At 57.3% G+C, this 15,859-nt stretch carries 11 protein-coding genes; 6 read left to right on the top strand and 5 right to left on the bottom strand.

Annotated elements, in window-relative coordinates; translation table 11 throughout:
• The first annotated feature begins 202 nt into the window (after nt 1-202).
• The gene (gene katG / locus GVO84_RS22135; RefSeq protein WP_121423287.1) at nt 203-2,383 is read left to right on the top strand and encodes a catalase/peroxidase HPI; all 2,181 of its coding nucleotides are present in this window, start codon (nt 203-205) and stop codon (nt 2,381-2,383) included.
• Nucleotides 2,384-2,466: 83 nt separating this feature from the next.
• Here katG and gldA read toward each other — a convergent pair whose 3' ends face one another.
• From gldA to ptsP, 3 genes are read right to left on the bottom strand one after another with little or no spacing between them, the layout of a single operon-like run.
• A complete protein-coding gene (gene gldA, locus GVO84_RS22130) occupies nt 2,467-3,570 on the bottom strand; it encodes a bifunctional L-1,2-propanediol dehydrogenase/glycerol dehydrogenase (RefSeq protein ID WP_159515136.1) in 1,104 nt (367 codons plus the stop codon).
• Nucleotides 3,571-3,582: 12 nt separating this feature from the next.
• On the bottom strand, nt 3,583-4,245 hold the full coding sequence (gene fsa / locus GVO84_RS22125) for a fructose-6-phosphate aldolase (RefSeq protein ID WP_159515135.1): 663 nt from the start codon (nt 4,243-4,245) through the stop codon (nt 3,583-3,585).
• A gap of 14 nt (nt 4,246-4,259) precedes the next feature.
• On the bottom strand, nt 4,260-6,761 hold the full coding sequence (ptsP, locus tag GVO84_RS22120; RefSeq protein WP_159515134.1) for a phosphoenolpyruvate--protein phosphotransferase: 2,502 nt from the start codon (nt 6,759-6,761) through the stop codon (nt 4,260-4,262).
• A 305-nt stretch (nt 6,762-7,066) separates the two neighbouring features.
• On the opposite strand from ptsP, the gene GVO84_RS22115 reads away from it, so the two are divergent.
• Genes GVO84_RS22115 through GVO84_RS22095 form a run of 5 tightly spaced genes read left to right on the top strand, consistent with a single transcriptional unit; the run spans nt 7,067 to nt 12,030 of the window.
• Nucleotides 7,067-8,146 (top strand): PTS fructose transporter subunit EIIC, encoded by a 1,080-nt coding sequence (locus GVO84_RS22115; RefSeq protein WP_159515133.1) that lies wholly within the window; start codon nt 7,067-7,069, stop codon nt 8,144-8,146.
• A gap of 14 nt (nt 8,147-8,160) precedes the next feature.
• Nucleotides 8,161-8,481 (top strand): PTS fructose-like transporter subunit IIB, encoded by a 321-nt coding sequence (locus GVO84_RS22110; protein WP_024909180.1) that lies wholly within the window; start codon nt 8,161-8,163, stop codon nt 8,479-8,481.
• A gap of 51 nt (nt 8,482-8,532) precedes the next feature.
• A complete protein-coding gene (locus tag GVO84_RS22105) occupies nt 8,533-10,830 on the top strand; it encodes a formate C-acetyltransferase (protein WP_159515132.1) in 2,298 nt (765 codons plus the stop codon).
• Nucleotides 10,796-11,671, top strand: a complete 876-nt coding sequence (locus tag GVO84_RS22100; protein ID WP_159515131.1) for a [formate-C-acetyltransferase]-activating enzyme — start codon at nt 10,796-10,798, stop codon at nt 11,669-11,671. The genes GVO84_RS22105 and GVO84_RS22100 overlap by 35 nt, the downstream gene beginning before the upstream one ends.
• A gap of 2 nt (nt 11,672-11,673) precedes the next feature.
• Complete coding sequence (locus GVO84_RS22095; protein WP_121423294.1) at nt 11,674-12,030, top strand: PTS fructose-like transporter subunit IIB; 357 nt, start codon at nt 11,674-11,676, stop codon at nt 12,028-12,030.
• Here the strand turns inward: GVO84_RS22095 and GVO84_RS22090 are convergent.
• Nucleotides 12,017-12,865, bottom strand: coding sequence for a helix-turn-helix transcriptional regulator (locus GVO84_RS22090; RefSeq protein WP_159515130.1), 849 nt, complete (start codon nt 12,863-12,865; stop codon nt 12,017-12,019). The two genes, GVO84_RS22095 and GVO84_RS22090, sit on opposite strands and share 14 nt — an antisense overlap.
• A gap of 93 nt (nt 12,866-12,958) precedes the next feature.
• A complete protein-coding gene (ppc, locus tag GVO84_RS22085; RefSeq protein ID WP_121423296.1) occupies nt 12,959-15,610 on the bottom strand; it encodes a phosphoenolpyruvate carboxylase in 2,652 nt (883 codons plus the stop codon).
• Nucleotides 15,611-15,859: the final 249 nt, after the last annotated feature.

Genomic DNA, 15,859 nt, shown 5'->3' with positions numbered 1-15,859 from the left:
GAGCCCTCTTCGGAGGGTTTTTTGATTTATAAGGGTTTTATTTTCCACCCATATCAGCAATGCTGCCTTTGACGTACAAAACTCATGTATTTTCCATGGGAAATTAAACGGATTTAACTATCGAATCTGTGGGTTATCTCAACTATACCTTATCAACAAGGGCGTATATCGTAACGGTAACACTGTAAAAGGGAGCAAAGCGATGAGCACGTCAGACGAGACCAATAAAGCGGCATCAGTCGGCAAATGCCCGTTCCATCAGGGCGGCGTCGATCACAGCGCGGGCGCAGGTACAGGCAGCCGCGACTGGTGGCCAAAACAACTCCGCATCGATCTTCTTAACCAACATTCCAATCGTTCGAACCCACTGGGTGAAGACTTCGACTACCGCAAAGAATTTAGCAAGCTGGATTACTCCGCCCTTAAAGGCGACCTCAAAGCACTTTTAACCGACTCCCAACCGTGGTGGCCTGCTGACTGGGGCAGCTATGCGGGCCTGTTTATCCGTATGGCCTGGCACGGCGCGGGCACCTATCGCTCCGTTGACGGGCGCGGCGGTGCCGGACGCGGTCAACAGCGCTTTGCGCCGCTGAACTCCTGGCCGGATAACGTGAGCCTGGATAAGGCGCGCCGTCTGCTGTGGCCCATCAAGCAAAAATACGGACAAAAAATTTCCTGGGCTGACCTGTTTATCCTCGCGGGTAACGTGGCGCTGGAGAACTCCGGCTTCCGCACCTTTGGTTTTGGTGCCGGGCGTGAAGACGTCTGGGAACCGGATCTGGACGTGAACTGGGGTGATGAAAAAGCCTGGCTGACCCACCGCGACCCGGAAGCGCTGGCGAAGCGCCCTCTGGCCGCCACCGAAATGGGCCTGATCTACGTTAACCCGGAAGGGCCAAACGCCAGCGGTGAACCCCTGTCTGCTGCGGCGGCCATTCGCGCGACCTTCGGCAACATGGGGATGAACGACGAAGAGACCGTTGCGCTGATCGCGGGCGGCCACACTCTCGGCAAAACCCACGGCGCGGGTGAAGCCACGCACGTGGGCACCGACCCGGAAGCCTCGCCGATTGAAGCGCAGGGCCTGGGCTGGGCCAGCACGCACGGCACGGGCGTTGGCGCAGATGCCATTACCTCCGGTCTGGAAGTTATCTGGTCGCAAACCCCGACCCAGTGGAGCAACTACTTCTTCGAGAACCTGTTCAAATACGAATGGGTGCAGACCCGCAGCCCGGCGGGTGCGATTCAGTTTGAAGCCGTTGATGCGCCGGAAATCATGCCCGATCCGTTCGACCCGTCGAAAAAACGCAAACCTACCATGCTGGTCACCGACCTGACGCTGCGTTTTGACCCGGAATTCGAGAAAATTTCCCGCCGCTTCCTGAACGATCCGCAGGCTTTCAACGAGGCCTTCGCCCGTGCCTGGTTCAAGCTGACCCACCGTGATATGGGGCCAAAAGCGCGTTACATCGGACCTGAAGTGCCGAAAGAAGATCTGATTTGGCAGGACCCGCTGCCGCAGGCGGTGTTCAATCCGTCGAAAGAAGACATTGAAAGCCTGAAGGCGGAGATTGTGGCATCCGGTCTGTCCGTGAGCGAACTGGTTTCGGTTGCCTGGGCGTCAGCTTCAACCTTCCGCGGTGGCGATAAGCGCGGCGGCGCCAACGGCGCGCGTCTGGCGCTGGCTCCTCAGCGCGACTGGGATGTTAACGCCGCGGCGGTTCGCGCGTTGCCGGCTCTGGAAGCTATCCAGCGCACCACCAACAAAGCCTCACTGGCCGATATCATCGTGCTGGCGGGCGTCGTGGGTGTTGAGCAGGCGGCAAAAGCCGCAGGCGTTTACGTCAACGTGCCGTTCACCCCAGGCCGCGTGGATGCGCGTCAGGATCAGACGGATATCGAGATGTTTAACCTGCTCGAACCGATTGCCGACGGCTTCCGCAACTACCGTGCGCAGGTGGATGTGTCCACCACTGAGTCACTGCTGATCGACAAAGCCCAGCAGCTGACGCTGACCGCGCCTGAGCTGACGGTGCTGATCGGTGGCCTGCGCGTGCTGGGTGCAAACTTTGATGGCGGTAAGAATGGCGTGTTCACCGACCGCGAGGGCGTGCTGAGCAACGATTTCTTCGTGAACCTGCTGGACATGAATACCCAGTGGAAGGCGACCGACGAATCTAACGAACTGTTTGCCGGAAGCGATCGCGCCAGCGGTGAAGTGAAATACACCGCCACCCGCGCCGATCTGGTCTTTGGTTCGAACGCCGTCCTGCGCGCGCTGGCAGAGGTTTATGCCAGTGATGATGCGCATGAGAAGTTTGTCCGTGACTTCGTTGCCGCATGGGCGAAGGTGATGGATCTGGACCGGTTTGACCTGCAGTAACCCTTGTGCCGGGTGGCGCTAACGCTTACCCGGCATACAGGCAAAAAAATCCCCGCTGATGCGGGGATTTTTATTCACGCTATTTACTCCCACTCCTGCAGGAACCGCTGCCCATACTGGTCGGCCACCAGCAGCGCAGCATATACCTGATCCGGCGTTACGCCGCCAGGCATGTTGTGGATGGTTTCCCCTTCGGCACAGGCGGCTTCCGCGATCAGACGCATTTTGGCCGGAATATCCTCTTTGATGTTCAGCTGTGCAAGCGTGATCGGCAGCCCAACGCTGTGACAAAGCGCGGCGACGGTCTCTATTTCTTCTACCGGCGCGTTTTCCAGTACCAACTGCGTCAGCGTACCAAACGCCACTTTTTCGCCGTGATAGAAGTGGTGTGCGTCCGGTACCGCCGTCATACCGTTATGAATAGCATGTGCCGCCGCCAGACCACCGCTTTCAAAGCCTACGCCGCTGAGATAGGTGTTGGCTTCGATGATGCGTTCCAGCGCCGGTGTAACCACATGCTGTTCTGCGGCCAGCATGGCTTTTTCACCCTCTTCAACCAGCGTGTTGTAGCACAGCTCGGCCAGCGCGAGTGCTGCCTGTGTACATTTGCCGCCCGCCATGGTGGTCGCGCCGCTGCGCGAGCAGGCGCGTGCTTCAAACCACGTCGCCAGCGCATCGCCAATCCCGGCAGCAAGCAGACGTGCTGGCGCACCCGCCACCACTTTGGTGTCGACAATGACCATGTTCGGGTTGTGCGGCAGCATCAGGTAGCGATCGAACTCACCGCTGTCGGTATAAATCACGGAAAGGGCGCTGCACGGCGCATCGGTGGAGGCGATGGTTGGCGCAATGGCGACCGGCACGTCCATAAAGTGGGCCAGCGCTTTGGCGGTATCCAGCGTTTTACCGCCGCCAATGCCCAGCACCGCCATGCAGTCGGCGCTGTCGGCCAGCTTTTTCAGGCGATCGATTTCATTTTGTGAACATTCGCCACCAAACGGCGCGATTTCGGCATGCAGTTCGGCTTTTTTAAAACTCTGACGCAGGGTCTCTTCGGCAAAACCCAGCACAAATTTATCGCCTACAACCAGCCAGCGATTGGCCAGGGGCTTCAAATAGTCGCCGAGACGGGTAAGCACATCAGCGCCCTGGATATATTTCCCCGGCGATTGAATGATACGGTCCATAACAGTTCTCCCTTAGAGGTTGAGGTTACCAAACGCGTTTTTCCAGTCCTGCTCGAACTTCTCTATGGCTGACTCTACCGCTGGCGTGCCGAGCATTTGTTGCGCTACGTCTAAGGGAAGCGTGATTGCTTCACATCCGACGAGCAGGCAGTCCAGCGCCTGACGCGGCGTTTTGAAGCTGGCGGCCAGCACTTTGCTTTCCGGCGCGTGCAGTTCCAGCAGGGATTGCAGCTCCTGGACCATGCGAATGCCGTCACCGCCCTGCGCGTCGACGCGGTTGACGTATGGCGCGACATATTTCGCGCCTGCCAGTGCGGCAAGCAAACCCTGTGCGGCGCTGTAAACGGCGGTCCCAAGCGTGATAATCCCCTCTTTTTTCAGCGCCTTAATCGCGGTAAGGCCCTCAGCCGTGACCGGGATTTTCACCACGATGTCCGGGATGGCGTTACTCAGGCGTTTTGCCTCCGCCACCATGCCTTCTGCATCGCGGCTCATGGTTTGAGCAAACAGCGTGCCTTCCGGTCCAATGGCTTTTTGCAGGCGCGGGAGCACGTCCCAGATGGATTCACGGCTGGCGGCAATGATGCTCGGGTTGGTGGTAACGCCCGCAATAGGAAAGATGCGGGCCAGACGCTCAACTTCCGCCACGTTGGCGGTATCCAGATACAGTTCCATTACTCTTCCTCGTTTCAGAGTTCTAATTCGTGTTGCAGCAGGGAGGCGATGGCCTCTTCTGAGCTAGCGTTGACCAGCGCGCTGCGGAAATCTTCATGCATGATGCGGCGGGCCAGGCGGGAGAAAATACGCATATGCTGGTCGCCCGCGGCGTGTTTGTTCAGCGTCAGCATGATGATGAACTGTGCTTCTTCATCTCCCCACATGACGGGGGATTTCAGGCGCGCAACGCTGATGGTGGATTGCTCAATATGCTCAGACTTGCTGTGCGGAATGGCGAAGCTGAAGCCAAGTCCAGTGGAGAAGACGGCCTCGCGCGCCCACAGGTCGGCCTCCAGCTTGCGGGGGTAGCGACAACGTCCGGCGAGCAGCAGGTTATCGGTCATCCCTTTCATGACCTCTTCTTTACTATTCCAGTCGTTATCCAGCGAAATACAGCGTGGCGTCACCAGCGGCGTGTCCTGCTGGTTCATGCGGAACTGCGCCAGCAGGTGTTCCACTTCAAGCGAGGTGCGACACGCCATGGCCTGATTCAGCAGCTGGCGGCAGGCGCGGCTATCAAGCTGTGCCAGACGGGCCTTGGTTGCCGGAATGGCGGGCGACCCCATGCTCAGCTCGTCCAGTCCCAGACCCACCAGCAGCGGCAGCACTGAACCTTTTGCGCCCAGCTCTCCGCACAGGCCAATCCATTTCCCCTGGCGATGGACGGCCTGTACCGCATAATCCAGCGCCCTCAGGAAGGCCGGGTTCAGGCTGTTGTAGTGGCGTGTGACTTTGGCGTTGTCGCGGTCGACGGCCAGCAGATACTGCGTCAGGTCATTACTGCCAATGCTAAAGAAATCAATCTCTTCACAGCACTGATCGATGATGAACATCACCGAAGGCACTTCCAGCATGATGCCGAGCGGGATTTTTTCATCGAACGGAATATGTTCAGCGCGAAGCTGCTGTTTCGCTTCGGCAAGTTTCTCTTTCACCCACAGGATTTCTTCCATAGAGGAGATCATCGGGATCATGATCTTCAGGCTGCCGTGAGCAGAGGCGCGCAGGATCGCCCGAAGCTGGGTGGTGAAAAGCGCTCCGTACTCTTCGTAAATGCGTACGGCGCGGTAGCCGAGGAACGGGTTATTTTCCGCCGGGATATTCAGGTACGCCACCGGCTTATCGCCGCCAATATCCATGGTGCGCACGATAATGCTGCGCCCGTTTGCACTTTCCAGCGCCTGACAGAAAATGTTGTACAGCTCGTTTTCACCGGGCGCGCTGCTGCGGTCCATATACAGCATTTCGGTGCGGAACAGGCCAACGCCCTCGGCGCCGTTCCCGAATGCAGCCTGCGCTTCCACCGCGTGGGCGATGTTAGCGGCAATCTCAATGCGCAAGCCATCGGCGGTTCTGGCTTCCCGATCGAGCCAGATGCGCTGCTGCTCGCGTAGTGCCTGTTGTACTCGTGCTTCCTGTTGATAGTAGCGCGCTACCGCATCGCTGGCGTTGACCACGACCGCACCGGCATTGCCATCGATAAATACAGGTTTATTGCGCCACGGCAGCAGGCTTTCGCTGTCGACGCCCACCAGCGTCGGAATATTAAAGGAACGTGCAAGAATGACGGTGTGCGAGGTTGTTCCGCCGCTTTTTAACAGCAGCCCCTTAAGCAAGGTTTTATCGAGTTCCAGGAACTGGCCGGGCGTAAGATCATCCGCCAGACAAACGCTCTGCTGAGTGAGCTGTCCCGGTGCCGGGAAGCGTTGTTCACCATAAATCTGTTGTAAAAGTTGATAGCAGACATCGCGCACATCCAGCACGCGTTCCTGCAGATAGCTGCTGCTGGAACGAGAGAACGTATCGCAGAAATGGTTGGCTGTGGCGATTGTCGCTTGCGCGCTGCTTAGCCCCTGGCTCACGCCCGCAAGCAGATGCTGGCGTAAAGAGGTATCCGTCGCCAGCGATCGATGTGCCTCAAGAATGGCGCCGGCGGTGCTGTCGCTGTCCAGCGCGCGAAGCTCAATGTTTTTCACCAGCAGGGTGAGGCCACTGTACAGCGCGGACTGCTCCTCTTCAGGGCTTTTTGCATCGGGCAAATCCGTCAGTGCATTGAGATCCAGCGAGGTCAGCAAGGTTAACACGCCCCGGGCGCTACCGCTGCAAACGGGCAGGGCGCGGAAAAGCGTTGGGTTAAGGCGCGCGAGGGATTCTGGCAGCGGATCGCGCTCAATATGGATAGCTTCTGCGAGCGGCGCATCACAGTGTGGAAACTCTTCCCGGAGCCACTGTTCCAGCTGTTGATGGGCACTCTGCTCATCTTCGCCTTGGATCACCAGACGACAGGCGTCGCCTGCCAGCGTGTCGGTGCCAATAAGTGCCAGCGCGCTCTTGGCATTCCCTTTGCGGTCTGTGCGCAGGTTATGCCACTCGATTTGCGAGATAAACGTATTGCACAGCGTCTCCACATGACTTGCCGGACGCGCGTGAACCCCGTTGGGCAATTCACAGGTAAATTCCACTACCAGAGCCATACACACTCCTGAAACCAATCATCATTCATTGGGGAACAGCATACGAGTGTGTTGATGACGCGCGCCATGTGACAAATCTGCCAAAAGCTGGACAAATGTAATATCAGGTGAAAAGTGAGATTTGACTCACAGGTTGTGGTGGTTTGTCTTATGCGTAACGTCTATCCGAAATGTCGAGGCGGATCGCATTTTTATTTCGACATTACAAAAATCCAGTAAATGGCCTTTTTGTCTCCTGTCCGCCGTCTTCCTGATTGCCTATTGTTTGCCACAACATCTTTATGGTTTTAGGCCAGGAGCGACATATGAAAGAGTTGGTGCATATTCTCAAGAACACGCGGCAGCATCTGATGACCGGGGTGTCGCACATGATCCCGTTCGTGGTCGCGGGCGGTATTTTGCTGGCGGTTTCGGTCATGCTGTATGGCAAGGGTGCGGTACCGGATGCCGCAACCGATCCCAACCTCAAAAAGCTATTCGATATCGGCGTGGCGGGGTTAACGCTGATGGTGCCTTTCCTGGCCGCCTATATTGGCTACTCCATTGCCGAGCGCGCCGCACTTGCGCCCTGCGCTATTGCCGCGTGGGTCGGTAACAGCTTCGGTGCGGGTTTCTTTGGCGCCATTATTGCCGGGATCCTCGGCGGGATTGTGGTCTGGTATCTGAAAAAACTGCCGGTCCCGAAAGTCCTGCGCTCCGTCATGCCTATCTTCATCATCCCTATCATCGGCACCTTTGTTACCGCGGGCATCATGATGTGGGGTCTGGGTGAACCAGTTGGTGCGTTGACGACGGGTTTAACCCAGTGGCTGCAAGGGATGCAGCAGGGCAGCATCGTCGTGTTGGCCATCATCATGGGGTTGATGCTGGCCTTCGACATGGGCGGCCCGATTAATAAAGTCGCCTATGCCTTCATGCTGATCTGCGTTGCTCAGGGCGTCTACACCGTGGTGGCGATTGCGGCGGTAGGCATCTGCGTGCCGCCTCTGGGCTTAGGTCTGGCGACGCTGATTAATCGCAAGAATTTTACCGGTGAAGAGCGTGAAGCGGGTAAGGCAGCATTAGTGATGGGGTGCGTAGGGGTCACCGAAGGGGCCATTCCGTTTGCCGCTGCCGACCCTCTGCGCGTCATTCCCTCCATCATGCTGGGATCGGCATGTGGCGCAGTGACGGCTGCCGTGATGGGCGCGCAATGCTATGCCGGATGGGGCGGGCTCATCGTTCTCCCTGTGGTGGAGGGCAAACTGGGTTACATCGCGGCGGTCGCCGTAGGGGCTTTGGTGACGGCACTTAGCGTCAACGTGCTGAAGAGTATTGCCCGCAAGAATGCAAAACAGGTCGATGAAAAAGAGGACGACCTGGATCTGGATTTCGAAATTAACTGAGTGAGGAAGAGAACATGGCCCGAATTATCGCAGTAACAGCATGCCCGTCAGGCGTTGCCCATACCTACATGGCGGCCGAAGCGCTGGAAAGCGCCGCGAAAGCCAAAGGCTGGGAAGTGAAAGTTGAAACGCAGGGGTCGATTGGTCTTGAGAACGAGCTGAATGCTGAGGATATCGCCGCAGCGGATATGGTGATCCTGACCAAAGATATCGGCATCAAGTTTGAAGAACGTTTTACCGGGAAAACCATCGTGCGCGTGAACATCAGCGACGCGGTAAAACGCGCCGACGCCATCATGAACAAAATTGATGCCCACCTGGCGCAAACCGCCTGACGCTCTCCCGCCCTTCGGGGCGGGCTTGTTTTCCGTTACAGGAGTTCCCTCATGACGAATCGTACCCAGCGTTTGAAAGACGCACTTTTTGCCAGCCCGCGCGAGATCTCGCTTGAGCGTGCTTTGCTCTATACCGCCAGCCATCAGCAGACGGAAGGTGAGCCGGTTATCCTCAGGCGTGCAAAAGCCACGGCGTACATTCTTGACCATGTGAACATCGCGATTCGTGATGAGGAACTGATTGCCGGAAACCGGACCGTTAAACCGCGTGCGGGCATCATGTCTCCTGAGATGGATCCGTACTGGCTGCTTAAGGAGCTGGACCAGTTTTCCACACGTCCGCAGGACCGCTTTGACATCAGCGATGAGGACAAGCAGACCTACCGTGACGTGCTGTATCCCTACTGGGAAAAACGGTCCATGAAGGATTTCATTAACAGCCAGATGACGGATGAGGTGAAAGCCGCTGTGGGGACGCAAATTTTCAGCGTCAACCAAACGGACAAAGGGCAGGGGCATATCATTATTGATTATCCGCGCCTGCTCATTAACGGCCTGGGTGCGCTGGTGGAGGAATTGCGCGAACGCTGCGCCCGCGATGCGCAGAACACGTTCTATGCCGCCGCACTGATTCTGCTTGAAGCGTCCCAGCGTCATATTCTGCGCTACGCCGCGCTGGCTGAAACGCTTGCAACCGTCTGTGATGACGCTTCACGGCGTGAAGAATTACGGAAGATGGCAGAAATCTCGCGCCACAACGCGCAGCATAAGCCACAAACGTTCTGGCAGGCGTGTCAGCTGTTCTGGTACATGAACGTCATTTTGCAGTATGAATCCAACGCCAGCTCGCTCTCTATCGGGCGCTTTGACCAGTATATGCTGCCCTTTTATCAGTCCTCGCTCTCACAGGGCGAAGACCGCGCGTTCCTGAAAGAGATTCTGGAATCGCTGTGGGTGAAGTGCAATGACGTGGTGCTTTTACGCTCGACCAGCAGCGCCCGCTATTTTGCCGGGTTCCCGACCGGGTATACCGCACTATTGGGCGGCCTGACGGAGAGCGGGCGTAGCGCGGTGAACGTGCTTTCCTTCCTGTGTCTGGATGCTTACCAGAGCGTTCAGCTTCCGCAGCCGAACCTCGGCGTGCGGGTTAACGAACTTATCGACCGGCCTTTCCTGCTGAAAACGGCGGAGACGATCCGCCTGGGTACCGGCATCCCGCAGATCTTCAATGATGAAGTGGTGGTGCCTGCCTTCCTTAATCGGGGTGTGTCGCTGGAAGATGCGCGCGACTACGCGGTGGTTGGCTGTGTAGAGCTGTCGATTCCGGGGAAAACCTACGGTCTGCACGATATCGCGATGTTTAACCTGCTGAAGGTGATGGAAATCGCGATGCAGGAGAACGAAGGCAACGCAGGGCTGAGTTATGAAGGCTTGCTGGAGCATATTCGCGCCAAAATTAATCACTACATTGCGCTGATGGTCGAGGGGAGCAATATCTGCGATATCGGCCATCGTGACTGGGCTCCGGTGCCTTTGCTCTCTTCTTTTATCAGCGATTGTCTGGAAGCGGGAAAAGACATTACCGACGGTGGCGCACGCTATAACTTTTCCGGCGTGCAGGGGATCGGGATAGCGAATCTGAGCGACTCGCTGCATGCCCTGAAAGGGCTGGTCTTTGAACAGCAGCGCTTAAGTTTTGACGAGCTGTTAGCCGTGTTAAACGCTAACTTTGCCACGCCTGAGGGCAAAAAAATCCGCGCCCGGTTGATCAATCGCTTCGAAAAATACGGCAATGATATCGATGATGTCGACAACATCAGCGCTGAACTGCTGCGCCACTACTGTAAAGAGGTCGAAAAATACCGGAACCCGCGCGGCGGGCAGTTCACGCCCGGTTCTTATACCGTATCGGCACACGTACCGCTGGGGGCGGTGGTGGGGGCAACGCCCGATGGCCGTTTTGCCGGGGAGCAATTGGCAGACGGTGGGCTCTCGCCGATGCTGGGGCAAGATATGCAGGGCCCGACGGCGGTACTGAAATCGGTAAGTAAGCTGGATAACTATCTGTTATCTAACGGTACGCTGCTAAACGTTAAATTCACCCCAGCGACGCTGGAAGGCGATGCCGGGCTGCAAAAGCTGGCGGATTTCCTTCGCGCCTTCACCCAGCTTAAGTTGCAGCATATCCAGTTCAACGTGGTGAATGCGGACACATTGCGTGAAGCGCAACAGCGTCCACAGGATTTTGCCGGGCTGGTGGTACGCGTTGCCGGATACAGCGCCTTCTTTGTTGAGTTATCGAAGGAGATCCAGGATGACATTATCCGCCGCACAGCGCATCAGCTGTGACGTGGTTGAAACGCGCGTCGACGTGGCGCGTATTTTCAACATCCAGCGCTACTCATTGAACGACGGACGCGGCATCCGTACGGTAGTTTTTTTTAAAGGCTGCCCTCACCGCTGTCCGTGGTGCGCGAATCCGGAGTCGATTTCGCCGAAAATCGAGACGGTGCGTCGGGAGAGCAAATGCCTCCATTGTGTTCCCTGCCTGCGGGACGCTGAGGAGTGTCCCTCCGGCGCGTTCGAGCACATCGGGCGCGAGGTGACCCTGGACGAGCTGGAAAACGAGGTGATGAAAGACGATGTCTTCTTTCGTTCCTCGGGAGGCGGGGTGACGCTTTCGGGCGGGGAAGTGTTGCTGCAGGCGCCTTTCGCGACACGGCTTCTACAGAGGCTGCGTCGTTTCGGCGTGCATACGGCCATCGAAACGGCAGGCGATGCGCCGTTGTCCCGACTCATGCCGCTGGCCCGCCAGTGTGATGAAGTGCTGTTTGATTTGAAGATCATGGACACGGCGCTGGCCCAATCAATTGTGGCAATGAATCTTCCCAGAGTGCTGGATAATTTCCGCCAACTGGTGGCTGACGGGATAAACGTGATTCCCCGCGTCCCGCTTATTCCTGGCTATACGCTTAACGAAACGAACATGGCGCGCGTGCTGGCTTTCCTGCTACCTTCAGGAATACGGCAGCTGCATTTATTGCCCTTCCATCAGTATGGGGAGCCAAAATACCGTCTGCTGGGACAGGAGTGGGGAATGCGGCAAGCTATCCCGCCGACAGAAGATGAGGTGTCAGCGATGCGTCAACTGGCCGAGCGCGAAGGTTTCAATGTTACCCTGGGAGGCTGAGCATGACAGTGATAACGGGACGTCATCTGGTGGCGGTGACCGCGTGCGTCAGTGGCGTCGCACATACCTATATGGCTGCCGAACGGCTGGAAAAGCTCTGTCAGCAGGAGAAGTGGAGCGTTAACATCGAGACGCAGGGAGCGCTGGGCGTTGAGAGCGAGCTTACGGAAGAGGACATTCAGCGTGCCGATGTCGTATTGCTCATTACTGATATCGAACTGGCGGGCAGTGAACGTTTCGAACATACGCGCTACGTGAAGTGCGGTATTAACGCCTTTTTACGTGACCCACAAAAGGTGATGGGCGCGGTGCGTAAAATGCTATCCGCTCCGCAGCATACTCAGGTCATTCTGGACTAGCGGCCTTCCCGGTGAGCTGGCTGTGATACTGGCGACGGTACTCTGACGGCGAACGCTCCGTGTTCTTGCGAAATAACCGGCAGAAATAGTTGCTGTCGACAAATCCGCAGGCATGCGCCACCTCTTTCACTTTTAAATCATACCCTTTCAACAGCTGGCGCGCGTGTTCCAGCCGGGTATGCGTCAGGTATTCATTGAAACCCACTGCGCCCGTTTTCTGGAACAGATGCGACAGGTAGTTTGGGGAGATATAAAACGCCTGCGCGACGGATTCCCGGGTAAGCGGAGTGGCGTAGTGTTCGTCAATATAGACCCGAATCGCTTCAAACAGAGCCTGACTGCGGGAGGCGGTTTGGATCTGACTCCCCAGCAGGTCGACGCAGTGGCTAAGCAGGCTGGCGATAATCAGCCGCGCAGTTTGCTGCTCGTGTGGTTGCATCTGCATTTCATGGAGCGTTTGTAAGAGAAGCGATCCAATGCGCGGACCGCGGCGGGCAACGTGCTGTTTCGCCAGGTTACGAACGTCTACACCGTCCCAGTGCAAAAGGCTAAACCCAAGCTGCTGTTTGCCAAACAGGATGCTCAGCGTGGTTGCGGGGGCTTGCCATTGTGGATTATTCCAGCCGCCAGCCGGGACGTATAAAACATCACCCCGCTGTAAAACGCAGTCAGCCAGGTCTTTCATCGAACCTTCGATCACCATCTCCAGACGCGGAAAATCGACCTGCAAGGCAAGTTCGGGGGCGGAGGTCGCAGGGTTTGCAAAATGCACCTGACGCAGCGGCGTTGTGCCGTTGATCAGGTCAGTCAGGATGTGGGTAATGTCGTGGTGCATGGTGGATACCAGGGTATTGCCGGGTGGCGCTAACGCTTACCCGGCCTACTTATCGTAGGCCCGTGCAAGCGCAGCGCCGCCGGGCGTAAAGCATTAGCCGGTGTTACGCATACCCGCCGCAACGCCCGCAATCGTCACCATCAGCGCCTGTTCAACGCGTGGATCCGGCTCTTTCCCTTCTTCTTCCGCCAGACGCGAACGGTGCAGCAGCTCTGCCTGCAGAACGTTCAGCGGGTCGGTGTAGATGTTACGCAGCTGAATTGACTCGGCAATCCACGGCAGGTCCGCCATCAGATGTGAGTCGTTGGCGATGTCCAGCACCACTTTGATGTCCCCTTCCAGCAGTTCGCGCAGCTCTTTACCCAGCGCCCACAGCTCAGGTTTCACCAGACGCTGGTCGTAGTATTCCGCCAGCCACAGGTCAGCCTTCGAGAAGACCATCTCCAGCATACCCAGACGGGTAGAGAAGAACGGCCAGTCGCGGCACATGGATTCCAGTTCGTTCTGTTTGCCGTCTTCCACCACCTTTTGCAGCGCGGCACCGGCACCCAGCCAGGCGGGCAGCATCAGGCGGTTCTGCGTCCAGGCGAAGATCCACGGGATCGCACGCAGAGACTCTACGCCACCGGTTGGGCGACGCTTCGCAGGACGTGAGCCCAGCGGCAGTTTACCTAATTCCTGCTCAGGGGTGGCCGAGCGGAAGTAAGGGACGAAATCTTTGTTTTCACGCACGTAGCCGCGGTACAGATCGCAGGAGATATCGGACAGTTCGTCCATGATATGGCACCAGGATGCTTTCGGCTCCGGCGGCGGCAGCAGGTTTGCTTCCAGGATCGCGCTGGTGTAGAGCGACAGGCTGCTGATGGTCACTTCCGGCAGGCCGTATTTGAAGCGAATCATCTCGCCCTGCTCGGTGACGCGCAGGCCGCCTTTCAGGCTTCCCGGCGGCTGCGACAGCAGCGCTGCGTGCGCCGGTGCGCCGCCACGGCCAATTGAACCACCGCGTCCGTGGAACAGGGTCAGTTCAATGCCGGCTTTCTCGCAGGTTTTGATCAGTGCGTCCTGCGCCTGATACTGCGCCCAGGATGCCGCCATCACGCCCGCGTCTTTAGCGGAGTCGGAATAGCCAATCATCACCATCTGTTTGCCCTGAATAAAGCCGCGGTACCAGTCGATATTCAACAGCTGGCTCATGACGTCGTTGGCATTGTTCAGGTCGTCGAGGGTCTCAAACAGCGGGGCGACCGGCAGAGCGTAGTCGATTCCCGCTTCTTTCAGCAGCAGATGAACGCCCAGCACGTCGGACGGGGTCTTCGCCATGGAGATCACATAGGCGGCCACCGATCCTTTCGGCGCATCAACGATCGCTTTACAGGTGTTGAGCACCTCGCGGGTTTCGTTGCTTGGCTCCCAGTTGCGCGGCAGCAGAGGGCGCTTCGAGTTCAGCTCGCGGATCAGGAAGGCCTGTTTGTCGGCTTCGGACCAGCTTTCATAATCGCCGATGCCGAGATAGCGGGTCAGCTCGCCCAGCGCTTCGGTATGACGGGTACTTTCCTGACGGACGTCGATACGCACCAGCGGCACGCCGAAACACTTCACGCGGCGCAGGGTGTCGAGCAGTTCGCCGTTAGCGATGATGCCCATCCCGCAGGCCTGCAGTGATTTATAGCAGGCGTAGAGCGGCTCCCAGAGCTGTTCGTTCTGGCTGAGCAGGCCTTCCGGTTTTGGCAGGCGCTGACCTTTCAGACGCGCTTCCAGCCAGGCCTGAGTGGCCATCAGCTGACCACGCAGTTTTTTCATCAGGAAACGGTACGGCTCGCTGGCACCTTCTTCCCCGGCCAGCGCGCGCAGTTCCGGCGTTGCCTCAACCATCGACAGCTCGGAGATCAGCACCTGAATGTCTTTCAGGAACAGGTCGGTCGCTTTCCAGCGGCTCAGCAGCAGGACATGACGGGTGATTTCCGCGGTCACGTTCGGATTACCGTCGCGGTCGCCGCCCATCCAGGAGGTGAAGCGCACCGGAACAAAGTCGACCGGCAGGCGGTAACCGAGGTTCTCTTCCAGCTGTTCGTTCAGCTCGCGCAGGTAGTTAGGCACCCCTTCCCACAGGCTGTTTTCCACCACCGCAAAGCCCCATTTGGCTTCGTCGACCGGGCTTGGGCGATGCTTACGAATTTCATCGGTGTGCCAGGACTGGGCAATCAGCTGGCGCAGACGGCGCATCAGCTGGTTGCGTTCGTAGTCGGCAATGTCTTTGTTATCCAACTGCTTCAGACAGTTGTTCACTTCCACCATTTTGTGGATCAGGGTGCGACGGGTAATTTCGGTTGGGTGTGCGGTCAGCACCAGCTCCAGCGAAAGCGACTCCACCGCTTTTTTGATGGTGGCTTCGTTGAGGTCTGGCTGGTCTTTCAGTTTACGAAGGGTGCGGGCAATGACTTCCGGGTTGCTGGCCGCTTCGCCGTTTGGCGAAATGCTGTGGTATTGCTCAGCGGTATTTGCCAGATTCAGGAACTGGCTGAATGCGCGTGCAACGGGCAGCAGCTCATCGTTAGAGAGGTTCTGCAAGGTGGTGAGCAGCTCCTGACGACTGGCCTCGTTACCGGCACGGGAAGATTTAGACAGCTTGCGGATGGTTTCAACGCGGTCAAGGATGTTCTCCCCCAACGCATCTTTGATGGTATCTCCAAGCACTTTGCCGAGCATACTGACATTACTACGCAACGCGGAATATTGTTCGTTCATAAAAACCCAGTCACCCCATCATTTTTGTTTATGCCCAGGCGAAAATCTTCTGGACATTATTTTGTCATCTCCCTTTATAAAGCCACGTAAAACCCCCGTCGTCAATTGCTGCGAAAACGGTTCAGCAAACGAATAAATGCGGGCAATTTACGAAATTTAATTCGCATTGCGTCAGATAAGAGATGCTTATGGGAATGTGACGGAGATCATGCGATTTGTTGCCCTCACCCTAACCCTCTCCCACAGGGA

This window comes from Enterobacter sp. SM3, from assembly GCF_009811935.2.
Classification (GTDB): domain Bacteria; phylum Pseudomonadota; class Gammaproteobacteria; order Enterobacterales; family Enterobacteriaceae; genus Enterobacter; species Enterobacter asburiae_D.
Note: the sequence above shows the minus strand (reverse complement) of the source record. Positions and strands in the feature narration are given on the sequence as shown.